Genomic DNA, 16,014 nt, shown 5'->3' on the forward strand with positions numbered 1-16,014 from the left:
GACCACAATACCCCGGGGCCGGGGGCTGATATGATGATCCGCCGGAGCAGCCGCTTCGGCGGATCATTCGTTTGGCGGGCTCGAACGATCGGAGGCCGACTCGGCCTTGATCAATCGCAAGTCCGGTTTCGATCGCAGCGGTATGTCTTTCCGTAGCGGTTTGTTTGGAAGCGGGGCATGGAATGAGCTATCGCAAGTGGGTTTCAGGCGTTCTGATCGCCTGTTCGGCCATCTCCCTGGCTGCAGGGCAGTCGCAGTCCAGTGCAGAACAATATCTGCCGCGGCTCGGCGACATCATGAATCTGATTCAGGTCAGACACGCGAAGCTCTGGTTCGCGGGACAGTCCAAGAATTGGGATCTCGCGTCCTATGAGCTCGCCCAGTTGAGGCAGAGCCTGACCGACGCCGCGGTCTTCTATTCGGGCCTGCCGGTGAACAATGTCACCACGCTCGGCCAGCCGATCCAGTCGATCTCGGACGCCATCGCCGCCAAGGATGGCAAGCGTTTCGCTTCCGCCGTGACCGAGCTGACGTCGGGATGCAACGCCTGCCACGCGACCATGGATCGGGGCTACGTCGCGATCCGCATCCCGACCGACAAACCGTTCGGCAACCAGGATTTTCGGCCTCCAGGCCGCTGACCGGCGCGGGGCGGACGGTGCGGGGAGGGCGCCCAAATTGCGCCTTCCACCGGCGCCGCGCATCGACTAAGAGCGGCGGCAACCTGTCCACCGCCTGAGCCCTCATGATCCGCCTCGATAACGTCAGCAAGCAAGTCGGCCACCAGATTCTCTTCATCGAAGCCTCCGCCGCGCTCCAGCGCGGCGAAAAGATCGGCTTGGTCGGCCCCAACGGGGCCGGCAAGACGACGCTGTTCCGGATGATCTCAGGCCGCGAGCAGCCCGACGAGGGGCAGGTCTCGATCGATCGCGGCGTCTCGATCGGTTATTTCAACCAGGATGTCGGTGAGATGTCCGGCCGCAGCGCGGTGGCGGAGGTGGTGGACGGCGCCGGGCCGGTGTCGTCGGTCGCCGCCGAGCTCAAGGAGCTCGAGGCCGCCATGGCCGATCCGGACCGCGCCGACGAGATGGACGACATCATCGCGCGCTATGGCGAGGTGCTGGCGCGGTTCGAGGAGCTCGACGGCTACGCGCTCGACAGCCGCGCCCGCGAGGCGCTGGCCGGCCTCGGCTTCTCCGAGGAGATGATGGACAAGGACGTCGGCCTGTTGTCCGGCGGCTGGAAGATGCGCGTCGCGCTGGCGCGCATCCTCCTGATGCGTCCCGACGTGATGCTGCTCGACGAGCCGTCCAACCATCTCGATCTCGAGAGCCTGATCTGGCTGGAGCATTTCCTCAAGGGCTATGAGGGCGCGCTGCTGATGACCTCGCACGACCGCGAATTCATCAACCGCATCATCAACAAGGTGATCGAGATCGACGCCGGCCAGCTCACGACCTATTCCGGCGACTACGATTTCTATGAGCAGCAGCGGGCGTTGAACGAGAAGCAGCAGCAGGCGCAATATGAGCGCCAGCAGGCGATGCTCGCCAAGGAGATCAAGTTCATCGAGCGTTTCAAGGCGCGGGCCTCGCACGCGGCGCAGGTGCAGAGCCGGGTCAAGAAGCTCGACAAGATCGAGCGGGTCGAGCCGCCGAAGCGGCGCCAGACCGTGGCGTTCGACTTTTTGCCCGCGCCGCGCTCGGGCGAGGATGTGGTAGCGCTGAAGAGCGTGTCCAAGAGCTACGGCAGCCGCCGCATCTACGACGGGCTGGACTTCATGATCCGGCGCCGCGAGCGCTGGTGCGTGATGGGCGTCAATGGCGCTGGCAAGTCGACCCTGTTGAAGCTCGTCGCCGGTAGCGCGGAGCCCGATGACGGTTCGGTGACGATCGGCGGCAGCGTCAAGATGGGCTACTTCGCGCAGCATGCGATGGACCTGCTGGACGGCGACGAGACCGTGTTCGAGTCGCTCGAGCATTCGTTCCCGCAAGCCGGTCAAGGCTCGTTGCGGGCCCTGGCGGGCTGCTTCGGCTTCTCCGGCGACGACGTCGAGAAAAGATGTCGGGTGCTGTCGGGGGGCGAGAAGGCACGGCTCGTGATGGCCAAGATGCTCTACGATCCGCCCAACTTCCTGGTGCTGGACGAGCCGACCAACCATCTGGACATGGCGACCAAGGAGATGCTGATCGCGGCCCTGTCGAACTTCGAGGGCACCATGCTGTTCGTCTCGCACGATCGTCATTTCCTCGCCGCGCTCTCCAACCGCGTGCTCGAGCTGACCCCTGACGGCCTCCATCAGTATGGCGGCGGCTATACCGAGTATGTCGCCCGCAGCGGCCACGAAGCGCCGGGCCTGCGCAGCTGACGACGCGGCCATACTCGTCGCTCGTGCTCTGCTTGCGCCTTGTTCGCATCATCCCCGGCTAGCTCATCTGGACGTGGGTGAAGACGAACAGGAACAGCGCGCCGATCGCGATCAGGATAATGCCGACCCAGAGCGGCGCCGCGACGCCGCTCTTGTTTGTGGGATCGAGCACGGCCGTCTCGGGTTGTATCGGATCGTAGTAGACGGTGACGTCGGTGTTGACCGGGTATTTGGCGGCGACGGCTTCAGCGCTCGACCTGTCGGAATGCAGCGCGGTCCAGCCCCAATTCCAATGCGTGCTGTGGAAAGAGCGACCATCCACCGTGTAGCTGTATTCGATCGTGACCCGGAAACGCTCCTCTTCCGTTTCTCGTCCGCGATCGTCCTCACGTCGTGTGATCTCCATCGTCACGCCGGAGCGCGTGATGCGTCCCGGCGTATTCGGCCAGGAGCGGCTCGCCAGGCGCTCCTGCCGCAGCTTCCAGTAGGAGGCGAGCGCGACGGCTCCGAAGCCGAACAGGGCGAACGGCATCAGGAAGGCGAACAGCGGCACGCCAGCCTCGGTCGTGAGCACCTTGCCGGCGAGCGAATGCGCCACCAACACGGCGGTCACGGCCGACAGCACGACGAACAGCGCCACAAGCGCCGCCGTGCCGCTGGCATTGGTAGGCTCGAGCACCGATTGCGAGGGGCGTTTCGGATCGTAAAAAACGCGGACCTTCGCGCCTTGCGGATATTTGCCGGCGATCTCGTCGGCTTGCAGGCGCGTGACGCGGCTCGGGCTGCCGAAACGGATGCGGCAACCTTCGTAGCTCTTGCCCAACACCTCGTAGCGGTAGCGGATGTCAGGCTTGGCATCGGTGTCATCTGCCGACCGATGCGTCGCCGCGACAGACACCGCCGAGGCCACGATCTCGCCCTCGACGACCGGCCAGGCGCGGCCGCCGCTGGTCTTCTTGCGCTGAAGCCAGAGTCCGTAGCCGGAATTGAGGGCGAGAAAGCCGAAGATGCCGGCGGCGACACGGGTCCAGAGCAGGGCGGATGCGGTGAGCATGTTGATCTCGCATGGGCCCGCCAGGGCGGGCGACATGCAGTGGTGTCCTGCGGGTTCCCCTCGGTTCAACAGTGTGCCGGTCCTCCTCAGCTCTCCACCACTCGCCCATCGAGTTCTTCGACGGTCCGCAGGGCCCGCTGAGCGATTACGTCCACGTTGAAGCCAACCCGGCCTACGCCCTGCATGCGGGCATCCTGAACGTGATCGGGCAGAAGGTCCGCGAGATGGTGCCGGCCGAGGGCTGGGTCGAGCTCTATGGCGGCGTGCTGCGCACTGCTGACCAAGCCGTTCGACATCGAGGCGCTCGCCGCCCGCGTCGTAGCTTGCCGATACGCTTCGCGCTGATGGAGCCCGCCGGCATGGCTTTGCCCCGCCAAGCATCATGGCGGGGCGCCAGTGTCGTCGGCCGCCAGCGCGTCAGCCGCCGGCCTCGCACTTCTTCATGAAGCTGGTCTTGGCCGCGCCGGCGAGCTTCTTGCCGTCGGAGCCGACCGCCTTGGTCTCACACGTCTCGGCCATGCACTTCTTCATGAACGAGGTCTTGGCGGCGCCGGCGAGCGCCTTGCCGTCCTTGCCGACGGCCTTGGTCTCGCAGCTGTCTTGGGCGAAGGCAGATCCGGCGGCGAAGGTCGCGAGCGCGGCAATCAGGAAAAACTTCTTCATGAGCGTGTCTCCTTGGGACAAACAACGCGGCGGATGGGACCCGCAAATCTGGGCGCGATCAAGTTTCCTGTTCGGGCTTGTCACCCGAAATCCGGCCGCAGGGCAGAGTTGGTTCATTACCGTGTCAGCCCTATGAGGCCGAGATGCGCATCTGCGGTAACCGTGTGCTCATGCGGTGCTGTGCTGCAGAAACGCGAGCGTCGCCGGGTCGCGCGCACCGTCGCAATAGCGATCGAGCGCCTGCGCGAAGATCCCGTTCGGGCTGATCGAATCGAACAGCGTCATGCATGAGCGGAATTTGGCATCGTCCGGAACACCCAGAATGTCGCGCAGCGACTTGCCCTGCACCGCGAGCACCAGTCGGGTGCATTCGACGAGCCGCGGGCCGAGCAGGGGATGCGCCAGATAGGCCTCGGCCTCGGCGCGGGAGCGGATCGCGTAGCGCTGCGCCATGGCGGACCTGCCGAGCCCCTCGACCTGGGGAAAGATGAACCACATCCAGTGGCTTTGCTTGGCACCGGCCGCAAGTTCGGCGGTCACGCGCGAATAAATCGAATCCTGTGCGTCGGCAAATCGGCCGAGATCATCCCATTCGGCGTTCATACATTCCTCCAACCGGCTGATTCATCGATATAATCGGCTTTCTGGGACGGTTGCGGCGCAGCCCGTGCGAGGCTTGGGCGTCGGTTCACGCCGGATCACTCCGGGCTGGCGTTTGTCTAGATTATGCCGCACTCTTGCCATCCTATGTCATGACGGGTCGAATCGTACCCCTTGGGGTCGGTCACCTTTCCCGGGTGGTCCGAAAAGGGGGTATATCGGGGACGTGATGGCTTCCAGTGAAGCAAGCGTAGACGTTCTGTTGTCGCAAGGCCGCTTCGGGCGCTCCGAAGCGATCGCACTCGTGCTTGCAGCACTTGCGGTCGCAGCGGGCGCGGCTGCATGGGTCGGAGCCAACAGCGATGAGACGTCGCTTGCGAGCGCGGCGATTCCGGCCGCCGCCGCGCCGTCCATGACCTTCGAAACACGTTTCGCGCCGGCCTCCGCCTCGGCCACGGCCTATTCGGAAAAAGACGCGGTTCGCGCGCTCGACCGTTTCGCCCTTCGCGGCGCGATCGACCGCCAATTGCTCGATGCCCGGGCCGCGCTGGTGAAGGGCATGGAAGCGCGTGATCCGGGCGCTCGCGACCCCAGCAACAGCGATTGGCGGCCGATGTTGACGGAGGGCAATACCGTCACGATGCCTGCACCGGGCGTGCCGCTGCCGCGCCCGCGCCCGTCCGTCGCCAACCTGCCGACCAGCCTGGTTTCGGCCAGTGCGCCTGAAGCGGTCGGACGCGTCGACGATCGCTCCATCCTGCAGAAGCTGTCCGACCTGTTGCCGAGCCCGACCAAGTTCGCCTCGCTCGGTCCGGATAGCGGCATCGTCCGATCCGGAATCGATCTCGGTGCGCTCGGCTATGACAAGACCGCCGTGTACGACATCAAGGCCAAGATGGTGTATCTGCCGTCCGGCATCGGGCTCGAGGCCCATTCCGGCATGGGCAGCCTGCGCGACGACCCCGAGCACGTCAATCAGCGCATGGTTGGCGCGACCCCGCCCGCCACCTATGACCTGAAGCCGCGCGAAAAACCGTTTCACGGCGTTCGCGCCCTGCGCATGAACGTGGTGGAAGGATCGACCCTCGGCCGGAGCGGATTGCTGACCCACCCCTATATGCTGGGTCCGGAGGGTGATTCGAACGGCTGCGTCTCGATCAAGAATTACGATCGCTTCCTGAAGGCGTATGATGACGGCGAGTTCAACCGACTCGTTGTCGTCGTCGGGCTCGAGGCTGGCACCCCGACGCGGACCGCGCAAAAGACCGAGTGACGTTTTGTTGCTGGGCCTCGGCGCGACCTCGGCGGTGACGCCCGTCGCATCTTCCGGAAGGTCCCCATGATTGATCCCGCAAACTCGGAAACGCGTCTGCGTACTACCTTCAACATCAAGGTGAACGGCAAGCCGGTCGTGATTTCGACGGTCGGGCAGGCCCATCAGTTCCTCACCAGCCTCAACGCCGTCGAGTGGATGGAGTTCAAGTCGCTGCACGACCAGGCCATGGCCGCCCTGCAGGCCGCGGCCGACAACGCCATCATGACAGTGCAGGCCACCAACGCCGTGCGCACGCTGTTCGTGAGCGCGAAGCTGTTGTGAGACTGGATCATCCCCCAGGGCACCCGCGGCCTCTGGCTCGTGTTGATGCCTGCTTTACATTCGGTGTCATCGCCCGGCTTGCCGCCTCCGCTAAAGCTGCGGCGCGCCCTGGCGCTCGTTGCCGCGTCGAAGCCCATCGGGCGAAGACGGGACCGGGCGACCCAGTACGCCGCCGCAGTCGTGATTGATCGAGAGGCCGCGGCGTAGTGGATGTCCCGCCGGAGCCTGTCCTCGGGCTCGCCGAAGGCGAGACCCGGGGGCGGGGCATGACGGCGGGTGGCGCCACGGTCTCTCAACATCGTCATGCCGGGGCGCGCGCATGCGCGAGCCCGGCATCCATAACCACGAGCGGGCGTGTCGGGCAGGTGTGTCGCTCCAGCGTGCTCCATCAGTTCTGCTGCAGCGTATGGATTCCGGGCTCGCGCTCCGCGCGCCCCGGAATGACACCGAGCGATTTGAAGCACCGTCCTGCGAAGTCTCATTCACGCACGCCCTCGCGTTCTCGCCGCGCTGATGCGCCCGAGTGATCCATCCGTCTTGCCCTCCGCACAGCAGAGGGCGCGGGGAATGCCGGGATGCTGGCCGCAACCCATGGCCCGCCTGCAGAAAAAAAGCAGGCGGCAGTCACCACAGGTTCAGCCGGGCAACCGGCATTCCCCGCGCGATGATCTTAACGGCTGCTTCGCGCGCTCCCCGGTGCGCCGGGCGTTCTGGTCACCGTGCACGACAACGCGTTTTGGGCGCGCCACCGTGGGGGCATCAGCGTCGGGATGCCAGGACCACGCGACTTGACCGTACGCGACGTCAGCGTTCGTCGGCGCAAGATGCGCTGCGCTGCCATCGCGTCCACCGCTCCTCCCGCTCCACGTCCGTGACGACCGCGAACCGCCCCTCCTGCGAGCGGGAGATGGCGCGACAAAAGCACTGAATTAGATTTAGGAAAAGCAGAATATTTTCGGCGGCGGGACTGGACAGGCCAAATCAGCTTGATGGGCCTGCGGAAAATCGTTTCCGCGCGCACCGCCGTTGCTGCCGATTCAGGCCCTGGAGGTGACGCCGCGAGATGGAAATGCGCCTTGATTTGCCCGACGGGCAGATGGTCGCTTCGTTCCGATGATCGTTGTTCGACCGAGAGCCGCGGGGCGAACATGTTTGTTAGTCGCCCGGCGCGCGCTGATCGCGAGGAAGCGAAGGCAGGCCGAAGCACGCTCGATCCGCGCCACGCGAAGCGACGGGGGATGGTCTTTGCGTGCATGCGGCGATGCACGCATGGGGGAGTCCAACGCCATTGCGCGGGAGTGGATCGGCGAGACCCAGGCCGGGCTGCCGCTGGAGCTGTTCTACGAAGGCGGCGAGTGACTCTCGCTGATGCTGCGGCGCGGCCGCAGCGTCAGTCGGCCATCTCGGCGGCGTCGAGCGCGATCTCCTCGCGCTCGGCCTTCTCGGCCGTCGGAGCGTTGGCGGTCTCGGCCGTTTCGAAATCGTCCTCGGCGATCTCCTGGACAGGAGCCTCCTGGACCTCGGCCGTCTCGACCTGCTCGGCGGCGAGTTCGGCGGCCACGACGGCCTCCGGCCCGGCGTCGTCATTGGCCGGCGTTGCGAACAGGTTGGGGGCGGGAATGGTGGTGGGCACCACCGGCCGCTGCTTGGCCTTGTACCAGGACGAAAACTTCTGCGAGATGCCAGCTTCGAACTCGGCGAGCGGCATGCTGTTGCCGTCCTCGTCGGTGATGACGACCTGCCAGCCTTCCGCCTCCATCACCTGTGCGTTGGCGAGAACGATGAGGGCGCTTTCGCGCTGCTTGCGGATTGTCTGCTGCTCCCGCTCAGCCACCATCGTGTACGCCATGAACCTGACTCCCACACCTGAACTCGGGACACGTGATGGTCCGAAGCACCATCAGGACGCCGCCACTACGCCGTAAGAGTGTGAGCGCGGCTGGGCCGGATTGCGTTCGCCTAATGACAATTTGGCGGCGTCTCACGGGTTCCGGCAGCGCAAAAGGAGTCGAAGATGCAACAGGCCGCAAAATTGTGGTGCAGGAACGAGAGCGCTTGTTGAAGGCGCGCCGCGACGTGTCATCATTTGATTCTGCGGCGGCAACTGCTTCGCGACATCAGTGAAAGCAGCGGGTGAACCGGACAAACAGCGGGCGAATTGGGGACGGCGATGCGAACTCATCTGTTCAGGATGCGGAATTGGAATGTGGCAATGGCAGGGCTTGCGCTGGCGATGGTCGCCAGCCCGCGCGCAGGCCATGCCTTCACGGAGGACGACCAGCGGCGGCTGTGCACGGGCGACGTGTTCCGGTTGTGCTCGTCGGAGATTCCCGATCGCGACCGCATCATTGCCTGCATGATGAAGCAGCGCGCCAGCCTCAGCGACGGCTGCCGCAGCGTGTTCGGCCGGCCATCCGAGCGCTCCGCGTCGGCCACGGTGACGCGCTGAGCCTGCCTCGCCTCGTTTCTGCAACCACGCGCCGCCGGTCCATCGATCTGCGGCGTGACCATAACTACCTCCATGACATGACGGCGTGGTAGTCTGGCGCGGATCGTCCGCGCCAGGAGTTGACGCGCCATGAGCTTCCGCATCCTCGTCCTCTACGGCTCCTATCGCTCCGACCGGATGGGCATCCGGCTCGCGCAATTCGTCGTGGACGGGTTGCGCGCCAAGGACCAGGACGTCGAACTGATCGACGCCAGGGCGGTCGGCCTGCCGATGCTCGACCGCATGTACAAGGAATATCCGCCCGGCCAGGCGCCAGCGGCCATGGCCGAGCTTGCGGCCAAGATCCGTGCCGCCGACGGCTTCGTGTTCGTCACCGGCGAATATAACTGGGGCATGCAGCCGGGACTGAAGAACCTCACCGACCACTTTCTCGAGGAATGGTTCTGGCGTCCGGCGGCGATCGCGAGCTATTCCGCCGGCCGGCTCTCCGGGGCGCGGGCCGCTACTGCGTGGCACGGCACGTTGTCGGAGATGGGCATGGTGGTGGTGTCGAGCACGCTTGCCGTCGGCCCGATCGGTCAGGCGCTGTCCGCCGACGGCAGGCCGACCGGCGATTCCGGCCAATCGCTGGAACGCGCGTTTCCGCGTTTTGCCGACGATCTCTTGTGGTGGGTCGAAGCGGGCAGGGAGCAGCGGGCGCGCCGGGCGCCACCTTACTGAGCGCGGGCATCAGTGCAGGCCGGAGCGCAAGCGCTCCGGCTCTCGCGCCAAGTCCGCGAACCAGGTCCGCTAACGTTGTTCGGCGCTGCCGGTCCCGTTGGTGACCGCGCGCTGACGCGCCGGGGCGCTTGCGCCCTGGCCCTGACAGGGCCGCTCCATCCAGGTCCCGTCGGGGGCCTGCTGGTAGGCGCGGCACGGCAGGGACGACGTGGTCTGATCATCCGGCTTGGGCGTCTGGGAGCTTTTCGCCAGTGCGGGGGCGGCCGTCGCGACGAGGGCTGCCAGCGAACCGACGTAGATCATTTGGCTGATCCGCATCTTGGGGGTTCTCCTGCTCGAAGCACTCCCGATTCAAAGTCGAATTGTGGAAACTTTTAGGCAAATGGCGCCTGCCATGGCGGGAGGCTTAAGGATCGTTTGCGACGTGGCCTGCCTCGTAAGGCGTCCGCGGAGGTCCCGGCCGCGCGTGTGGCTTTCTCCGGGCTGGCGTTGCGCCAATGCTGACGCTAAGAGCGGCATGACGCGCGAAAGCGCCCTCGTGACCGCGATGCGGCGCTCCGCCCGGAACGCCTTGTGCGGTCAACGGACGCCGCCATGGCAGCCGGCGCTCCGACATCAGCCGCGCGACAGACGGATCGTGGCGGTTCCGCTTCAGGGCGGGAGGGAGATCGCGCAGGCTGAGAACTGTGCGAGCATGACGAGACCCCGATTGCCCTCCCTGATCGCGCTGCGTGCCTTCGAGGCCGTCGGCCGCAAGGGCAGCGTGCGCGCCGCAGGCGACGAACTCGCCGTCAGCCACACCGTGGTCTCGCGTCATCTGCAGAACCTGCAACGCAGCCTGGGCGTGGCGCTGGTGCGTGCCGAGGGGCGGGGCCTCGCGCTGACCGAGGCCGGGCGCCAGTTTCATGCCGAGGTCAGCCAGGCCTTCGACATCATCGCCCGCGCGACAATTTCGGTGCGGCCCGCAGCGCGTCCGACCCTGAACATCTGGTGCATTCCGGGCCTCGCGAATCGCCGCCTGCTGGCGCGGCTGCCCGAGCTGAGCGGCCCGCCGCGCAACTGGGACATCAATCTGCAGCCGACGCTGGCGCACCCCGATTTGCAGCGCGGCGAAGCGGATGCGGAGATCGTCTATGCCGAAGCGGTCGACCGGAGCGGCGGCCTGGTCGCTGAGGAGCTGGTGCGCCCACGCGTATTCCCGGTCGCAAGCCCGGCCTATCTGGCAAGGTTTCCGGCGATCGCGACACTCCCGGGCCTCGCCAGGGCCTCGCTGATCCACGAGGAGTCCACCGCGCAATGGGAGCAATGGTTCGAGCTGGCGGGGTATCGGGAGCCGGTCACGTTGCGCGGCCAGCGGCTGTGGCACGCGCATCTCGCCATCGAGGCGGCCCGCTTCGGCCAGGGCGTCGCGCTCGCCAACGAGGTGCTGGTCGCCGATGATCTGCGCAGCGGTGCGCTGGTCGAGGTGATCCCCTCGGCACTCCGCATGGGAGCCTATCAGCTCGTCGCCCTTCGGGAGCGCTGGGACGAGCCCGCGATCGTCGCGCTGCGGGCTTGGCTGAAGAATGTGCTCGCCGCGTAGCTGCGCGCTCATCCCGCTGGGTCCGGTGCATTGCAGGCACCTGTCGTCGGGAACAAGCTGATTGATCGCGACGGCTCTCGGCGTAGCCTGCGGCTCGATTTTCCCACGAGGAGTTGAGCCATGGTTGCGAATTCGGCTGCGAACGAAGACCTGCTGGCGCGACGACACGAGGCCGTCGTCAGGGGCGTGAGCTATGCGACGCCGCTGTTTGCTGACCGCGCCCTCAACAGCGAGGTGTGGGACGTCGAGGGCAAGCGCTATGTCGACTTTGCCGGCGGCATCGCGGTGCTCAACACCGGCCACTGCCATCCGCATGTCGTTGCCGCGATCCGGGCGCAGCTCGACCGCTTCACCCACACCTGCTTCCAGGTGCTGCAATACGAGCCGTATGTGCGGCTGAGCGAGCGGCTCAACGCGCTGGCGCCGATTTCGGGGCCGGCCAAGTCGATCCTGCTGACGACCGGCGCGGAGGCGACCGAGAACGCCATCAAGATCGCGCGCGCGGCCACGGGGCGCAGCGGCATCATCGCCTTCACCGGCGCGTTCCACGGCCGCACCGCGCTCGCCAATGCGATGACCGGCAAGGTGATGCCGTACAAGAAGCATTTCGGGCCGCCGCTGCCAGGCGTCTGGCACGCGCCGTTCCCGATCTCAGGCAGCAACGTGACGGTCGAGGATACGCTGTCCTACATCAACTTCATCTTCAAGGCCGACATCGACGCCTCGCAGGTCGCGGCCATCATCATCGAGCCGGTGCAGGGCGAGGGCGGCTTCCACCAGGCGCCGCCGGACCTGATGCGCGGCCTGCGCCGCATCTGCGACAGCAATGGCATCGTGCTGATCGCCGACGAGGTGCAGACCGGCTTCGGCCGAACCGGAAAGATGTTCGCGATGGAGCACTACGACGTGCAGCCGGACCTGATCTGCGTCGCCAAGAGTCTCGCCGGCGGCATGCCGCTGTCCGGCGTGATCGGACGTGCCGCAATCATGGACGCCGCGGAGCCGGGCGGCCTCGGCGGCACCTATGGCGGCAATCCGCTGGCCTGCGCGGCGGCGCTCGCCGTGCTCGACGTGTTCGAGCAGGAGAAGCTGCTCGACCGCGCCAATGCGATCGGCGAGCGGCTGCGCGCGGCGATCGAGCGCTTCTCGCGCGCCAACAACCTGGTTCCGGTTTCCGGGCCGCGCGGTCCTGGCGCGATGGTTGCATTCGATATCCTGAAGCAGCGCGGCAGCGACGAGCCGGATTCCGAAATGACCAAGCGCGTGACCCGCGTGGCGCACGAGAACGGACTGATCCTGTTGTCCTGCGGCGTCACCGCGAGCACCATCCGCATCCTGGTGCCGCTGACCGCGTCCGACGAGATCGTGGACGAAGGGCTCGCGATCCTGGAGAAGTGCCTGGCCGCCTGACGCGCGGCCGAGATGAACGGGAAGGCTGGAGGTTTGAAACGTGACTGACGCTGCGGCGGCTGTGCCGAATGACGTGATGGAGCGGCTCGCCGCCGCTGTCGATGCCAACTTCGCCAGGCAGGTCGCCTTCCTGCAGCAGCTCGTGCAGTTCCGCAGCCTGCGTGGCGAGGAGGCGCCGGTGCAGGACTGGCTGGCTCGCGAGTTCGCGACCCGCGGCTATCAGGTCGACCGCTTCAGCCTCGAGGATGTCGACCTGATGCGCCATCCCAAGGCGGCGCCGATGGACAGCATCGCGCTCGACGGCTCGCAGCAGGTGGTGGCGACGCTGGACGGCGCGGGCAAGGGACGCAGCCTGATCCTGCAGGGCCACATCGACGTCGTGCCCGAGGGCCCGACCGATCTCTGGAACGATCCACCCTATGAGGGGATCGTGCGCGACGGCTGGATGATCGGCCGCGGCGCGCAGGACATGAAGGCCGGCGTCTCCGCGATGATCTTCGCGCTCGACGCGATCAAGGCCGCCGGCTTCGTGCCGGACGGACGCATTCACCTGGAGACCGTGACCGAGGAGGAGAGCACCGGCAACGGCGCGCTCTCGACCTTGATGCGCGGCTACACGGCGGATGCCTGCCTGATCCCGGAGCCGACCGGCCACACGCTGACCCGCGCGCAGGTCGGCGCCATCTGGTTCCGGCTGCGCGTGCGCGGCACGCCGGTCCACGTTGCCTATGCCGAGACCGGCACCAACGCGATCCTCTCGGCGATGCATCTGATCCGCGCCTTCCAGGAGCACACCCAAGGGATCAACGCGCGCGCCAAATCGAACGCATGGTTCGCGTCGGTGAAGGACCCGATCAAGTTCAACGTCGGCATCATCAAGGGCGGCGATTGGGCGAGCTCGACGCCGGCGTGGTGCGATCTCGATTGCCGGCTGGGCGTGCTGCCGGGCGAGACGCCGGCGCAGGCCATGGCCGGCATCGAGCAGTGTCTCGCGAAGGCGCAGGCCGCAGACAGCTTCCTGTCGGAGAATCCGGTCGAGCTGGTGTGGAGCGGCTTTCAGGCCGATCCTGCGGTGTGCGAGCCCGGCAGCGCCGCGGAGGCCGCGCTCGCCGAGGTACATGCGCGCGTGTTCGAGCAGCCGCTCGACGTGCGGCTCTCTACGGCGGTCAATGACACCCGCTACTATCAGGTCGACTATGGCATCCCGGCGCTGTGCTACGGGCCCTATGGCATCGGTCCGCACGCGTTCGACGAGCGCGTCGATCTCGACAGCGTGCGCAAGACCACGCTGTCGATCGCGATGTTCGTCGCGCAATGGTGTGGACTGCGGCCGGCATGATCACGGTCGCGCTTCTCAGCCGTCCCGGACTGATGGATCCGATGCAGGCGCTGCTCGCGCGCGAGCTGCCGGGCGTGACCGTCGCGTCATGGCCGGAAGCCGCGGCGCGCGGCGCCGAGCTTGCCGTGTGCTGGAAGCCGGAGCCCGGCGCGCTGGCGGCGATGCCGAAGCTGAAGCTGATCCATTCGATCGCAGCGGGCGTCGACAACATCCTGTCCGATCCGACCGTGCCGGACGTGCCGCTGTGCCGGATCGTCGATCCCGATATCTCCGCGGCCATGACCGAGTTCGTGCTGTGGGGGACGCTGTATTTCCACCGCGACTTCGACCGCGTGGTCAGCAATGCGCGCAACGGCGTGTGGCGGCGTTACGAGCAGCGTGCCGCGAAGGACCGTCGGGTCGGCATTCTCGGGCTCGGCGAGCTCGGCTCCGCGGCCGCGATCCGTCTCGTCGATCTGGGCTTCGCGGTGAGCGCGTGGTCGCGCTCGCCCAAGGCGCTCGCCGGTGTGCGGACCTATAGCGGCGCCGATGCGCTCGACGCCTTCCTCGGCGAGACGGAGATCCTGATCTGCTTGCTGCCGCTGACGGCCTCGACCGTGGGCCTGCTCGATGCCGGTCGCCTGGGCCGGCTGCCCAAGGGGGCCGCGCTGATCCTGTGCAGCCGCGGCGAGCACCTGGTGACGGAGGATCTGGTCGCGCTGCTTCGCAGCGGCCATCTGCGCGGCGCGGTGCTCGATGTCTTCGCGCATGAGCCGTTGCCCGCGGACCATGCGCTGTGGCGCGAGCCGGGCGTGCTGGTGACGCCGCACATGGCGGCGATCGCCTCCTGGGAGGTGATCGCGCAGCAGGTCGCGGAGAATGCGCGGCGGTTGCTGCGCGGAGAGCCGTTGCTGAACGTCGTGGATCGCGCCCGCGGCTACTGATCAGCCTGCGGGTCTACTCGAGCGTTTGCACCGGGGGCGCCACCGGACCGCGCGGCGCCGGCGGAGCGACAGCGATGGTCCGTGCAGGCGGGGGTGCGCTGCGCGGCGCGGCCTGCGGCTGCGACTCGGTCATCGCAGCCTGGCTGTCCCTGACCGGACGCCGGACCTGCTGCGACCGGGCTGCACGCGAGCGGCGGAAGCCCCAGGAGCGCGCGATCGAAGGACCTGCGGTATAGCCGACGACGGCGCCGGCAACGGCCCCGACCGGTCCAAATACGACGGCGCCCGACAAGGCGCCCAGCGCGGCATCGCCGCCGCGGTGCTCGTCGGCCATCGCCGCCGATGCCGTCAATGTCAGCGCCAAGGCCGCGGCCGTCAGCAGTCTGGTCATGAGATGTCCCCTCCGTCGCAACAGCGCCGAAATGGCGGACAAATGTGGCGAGAAGAATGCGAGGAGCGGAACTTGTAAGGAAGCCGGTAACCCTAATGCGGACACAATGTCTCAGCGCCGGGGAGGGCGCAGTTCGCAGCTCCGTTCAATGCATCGGGCCGAGCACCGACGTGAATGGCATGGCGATGATTTCCTCGCCGAGATCGTCGGAAATGTGCAGCACCCAGTCGCGCCAATCCTCCTCGCTCTCGGACGAGATCAGCGACTGCATGACGCGCTCGGCGTGATCACAGGCCTCGGCGAGATCGATGACCGCGGTTCCACGCCGATCGACGAGGAACTCATCGGGATTGGAGCAGTGGAAGAAGACCTGCGTCATGTCCGTCTCCTCAATCGCCCTCCGGCGAATCTCAGTCAGAAGTAACAGCGTGGCGGCGCGCGCGAAATCGGATTGATCACGTAAGGTAAATTACGGGGCGCAGTCTGGGCCGGTGGAACCGGACGTGCAGTGATCCAGCTCACGGAACGCATCGGCGCAGAGGAAGTTGTCGCGGACCATTCGATCCGGCGACAGGAGCTCGACATGATGTCTGAAGTCCAGATCCACGCGATCGCCCGGCAGATGCTCGAGATGCACGGCGCCTCGGCCGTCGCGCAGGCTGCGCAGAAGGCGCAGCAATGCGAAGCCAGTGGCGAGGCCGAGGAGGCCCGCGAATGGCGCCACATCGCGGACGCCATGAGGATGATGCGCGGTCCGCATCAGAGCTGACATCGGATTCCATTTTACCGAATATCGCCGCGCGGTCCGTCGGATCCGCCGACTGATGCTCCGCACCAGCCGGCGGTGGATACGTTCCGTCAAGGGGGACGTGTGCCGCATCTCATCCTGGTTTCCGACCCATTTTCCACGCAAGAATC

The 16,014-nt window shown here is 66.5% G+C and carries 19 protein-coding genes; 11 read left to right on the forward strand and 8 right to left on the reverse strand.

Annotated elements, in window-relative coordinates; genetic code table 11:
- Positions 1–182 precede the first annotated feature (182 nt).
- Both QX073_RS05130 and QX073_RS05135 read left to right on the forward strand, forming a co-directional pair.
- Positions 183–641, forward strand: a complete 459-nt coding sequence (locus QX073_RS05130; protein ID WP_315751751.1) for a hypothetical protein — start codon at positions 183–185, stop codon at positions 639–641.
- A gap of 104 nt (positions 642–745) precedes the next feature.
- A complete protein-coding gene (locus QX073_RS05135; RefSeq protein WP_316170429.1) occupies positions 746–2,368 on the forward strand; it encodes an ABC-F family ATP-binding cassette domain-containing protein in 1,623 nt (540 codons plus the stop codon).
- Between the two features lie 58 nt (positions 2,369–2,426).
- On the opposite strand, the gene QX073_RS05140 is transcribed toward QX073_RS05135, so the two are convergent.
- The 4 genes from QX073_RS05140 to QX073_RS05155 all read right to left on the reverse strand — a co-directional run bounded on the left by QX073_RS05140 (position 2,427) and on the right by QX073_RS05155 (position 4,688).
- Positions 2,427–3,422: a DUF3592 domain-containing protein gene (locus tag QX073_RS05140; RefSeq protein ID WP_316225412.1), complete on the reverse strand. Its 996-nt coding sequence runs from the start codon at positions 3,420–3,422 to the stop codon at positions 2,427–2,429.
- An 86-nt stretch (positions 3,423–3,508) separates the two neighbouring features.
- Complete coding sequence (locus QX073_RS05145; RefSeq protein WP_316225596.1) at positions 3,509–3,718, reverse strand: hypothetical protein; 210 nt, start codon at positions 3,716–3,718, stop codon at positions 3,509–3,511.
- 121 nt (positions 3,719–3,839) lie between these two features.
- The gene (locus QX073_RS05150) at positions 3,840–4,085 is read right to left on the reverse strand and encodes a hypothetical protein (protein WP_315712314.1); all 246 of its coding nucleotides are present in this window, start codon (positions 4,083–4,085) and stop codon (positions 3,840–3,842) included.
- Between the two features lie 168 nt (positions 4,086–4,253).
- The gene (locus QX073_RS05155) at positions 4,254–4,688 is read right to left on the reverse strand and encodes a DUF1810 domain-containing protein (protein ID WP_315751747.1); all 435 of its coding nucleotides are present in this window, start codon (positions 4,686–4,688) and stop codon (positions 4,254–4,256) included.
- 226 nt (positions 4,689–4,914) lie between these two features.
- Here QX073_RS05155 and QX073_RS05160 point away from each other — a divergent pair, with 226 nt between their 5' ends.
- On the forward strand, positions 4,915–5,958 hold the full coding sequence (locus tag QX073_RS05160; protein ID WP_315712643.1) for a DUF2778 domain-containing protein: 1,044 nt from the start codon (positions 4,915–4,917) through the stop codon (positions 5,956–5,958).
- A 66-nt stretch (positions 5,959–6,024) separates the two neighbouring features.
- Positions 6,025–6,282, forward strand: coding sequence for a hypothetical protein (locus QX073_RS05165; RefSeq protein ID WP_315712312.1), 258 nt, complete (start codon positions 6,025–6,027; stop codon positions 6,280–6,282).
- Between the two features lie 1,390 nt (positions 6,283–7,672).
- On the opposite strand, the gene QX073_RS05170 is transcribed toward QX073_RS05165, so the two are convergent.
- Positions 7,673–8,131 (reverse strand): hypothetical protein, encoded by a 459-nt coding sequence (locus QX073_RS05170; RefSeq protein ID WP_316164724.1) that lies wholly within the window; start codon positions 8,129–8,131, stop codon positions 7,673–7,675.
- Positions 8,132–8,494: 363 nt separating this feature from the next.
- On the opposite strand from QX073_RS05170, the gene QX073_RS05175 reads away from it, so the two are divergent.
- Together QX073_RS05175 and QX073_RS05180 are read left to right on the forward strand one after the other, a co-directional pair.
- Positions 8,495–8,731, forward strand: coding sequence for a hypothetical protein (locus QX073_RS05175; RefSeq protein ID WP_315712310.1), 237 nt, complete (start codon positions 8,495–8,497; stop codon positions 8,729–8,731).
- A 129-nt stretch (positions 8,732–8,860) separates the two neighbouring features.
- On the forward strand, positions 8,861–9,451 hold the full coding sequence (locus QX073_RS05180) for an NAD(P)H-dependent oxidoreductase (protein WP_315751743.1): 591 nt from the start codon (positions 8,861–8,863) through the stop codon (positions 9,449–9,451).
- Positions 9,452–9,520: 69 nt separating this feature from the next.
- On the opposite strand, the gene QX073_RS05185 is transcribed toward QX073_RS05180, so the two are convergent.
- Positions 9,521–9,769: a hypothetical protein gene (locus tag QX073_RS05185; protein ID WP_315712308.1), complete on the reverse strand. Its 249-nt coding sequence runs from the start codon at positions 9,767–9,769 to the stop codon at positions 9,521–9,523.
- A gap of 376 nt (positions 9,770–10,145) precedes the next feature.
- On the opposite strand from QX073_RS05185, the gene QX073_RS05190 reads away from it, so the two are divergent.
- The 4 genes from QX073_RS05190 to QX073_RS05205 all read left to right on the forward strand — a co-directional run bounded on the left by QX073_RS05190 (position 10,146) and on the right by QX073_RS05205 (position 14,705).
- Entirely contained in the window at positions 10,146–11,033 is an 888-nt protein-coding gene (locus QX073_RS05190; RefSeq protein WP_316225413.1) for a LysR substrate-binding domain-containing protein, read from the forward strand.
- Positions 11,034–11,153: 120 nt separating this feature from the next.
- Positions 11,154–12,443: a 4-aminobutyrate--2-oxoglutarate transaminase gene (gabT, locus tag QX073_RS05195; protein WP_316192638.1), complete on the forward strand. Its 1,290-nt coding sequence runs from the start codon at positions 11,154–11,156 to the stop codon at positions 12,441–12,443.
- Between the two features lie 40 nt (positions 12,444–12,483).
- The gene (locus QX073_RS05200) at positions 12,484–13,782 is read left to right on the forward strand and encodes an ArgE/DapE family deacylase (RefSeq protein WP_316225414.1); all 1,299 of its coding nucleotides are present in this window, start codon (positions 12,484–12,486) and stop codon (positions 13,780–13,782) included.
- Positions 13,779–14,705: a glyoxylate/hydroxypyruvate reductase A gene (locus QX073_RS05205; protein WP_316225589.1), complete on the forward strand. Its 927-nt coding sequence runs from the start codon at positions 13,779–13,781 to the stop codon at positions 14,703–14,705. The genes QX073_RS05200 and QX073_RS05205 overlap by 4 nt, the downstream gene beginning before the upstream one ends.
- A 13-nt stretch (positions 14,706–14,718) precedes the next feature.
- Here the strand turns inward: QX073_RS05205 and QX073_RS05210 are convergent, their stop codons facing one another.
- Positions 14,719–15,096: a hypothetical protein gene (locus QX073_RS05210; RefSeq protein WP_316225415.1), complete on the reverse strand. Its 378-nt coding sequence runs from the start codon at positions 15,094–15,096 to the stop codon at positions 14,719–14,721.
- Between the two features lie 145 nt (positions 15,097–15,241).
- A complete protein-coding gene (locus QX073_RS05215; RefSeq protein ID WP_315712301.1) occupies positions 15,242–15,475 on the reverse strand; it encodes a DUF6894 family protein in 234 nt (77 codons plus the stop codon).
- A gap of 207 nt (positions 15,476–15,682) precedes the next feature.
- On the opposite strand from QX073_RS05215, the gene QX073_RS05220 reads away from it, so the two are divergent.
- The gene (locus tag QX073_RS05220) at positions 15,683–15,865 is read left to right on the forward strand and encodes a hypothetical protein (protein WP_315712640.1); all 183 of its coding nucleotides are present in this window, start codon (positions 15,683–15,685) and stop codon (positions 15,863–15,865) included.
- Positions 15,866–16,014: the final 149 nt, after the last annotated feature.

This window comes from Bradyrhizobium sp. SZCCHNS3052 (assembly GCF_032484495.1).
GTDB lineage: Bacteria > Pseudomonadota > Alphaproteobacteria > Rhizobiales > Xanthobacteraceae > Bradyrhizobium.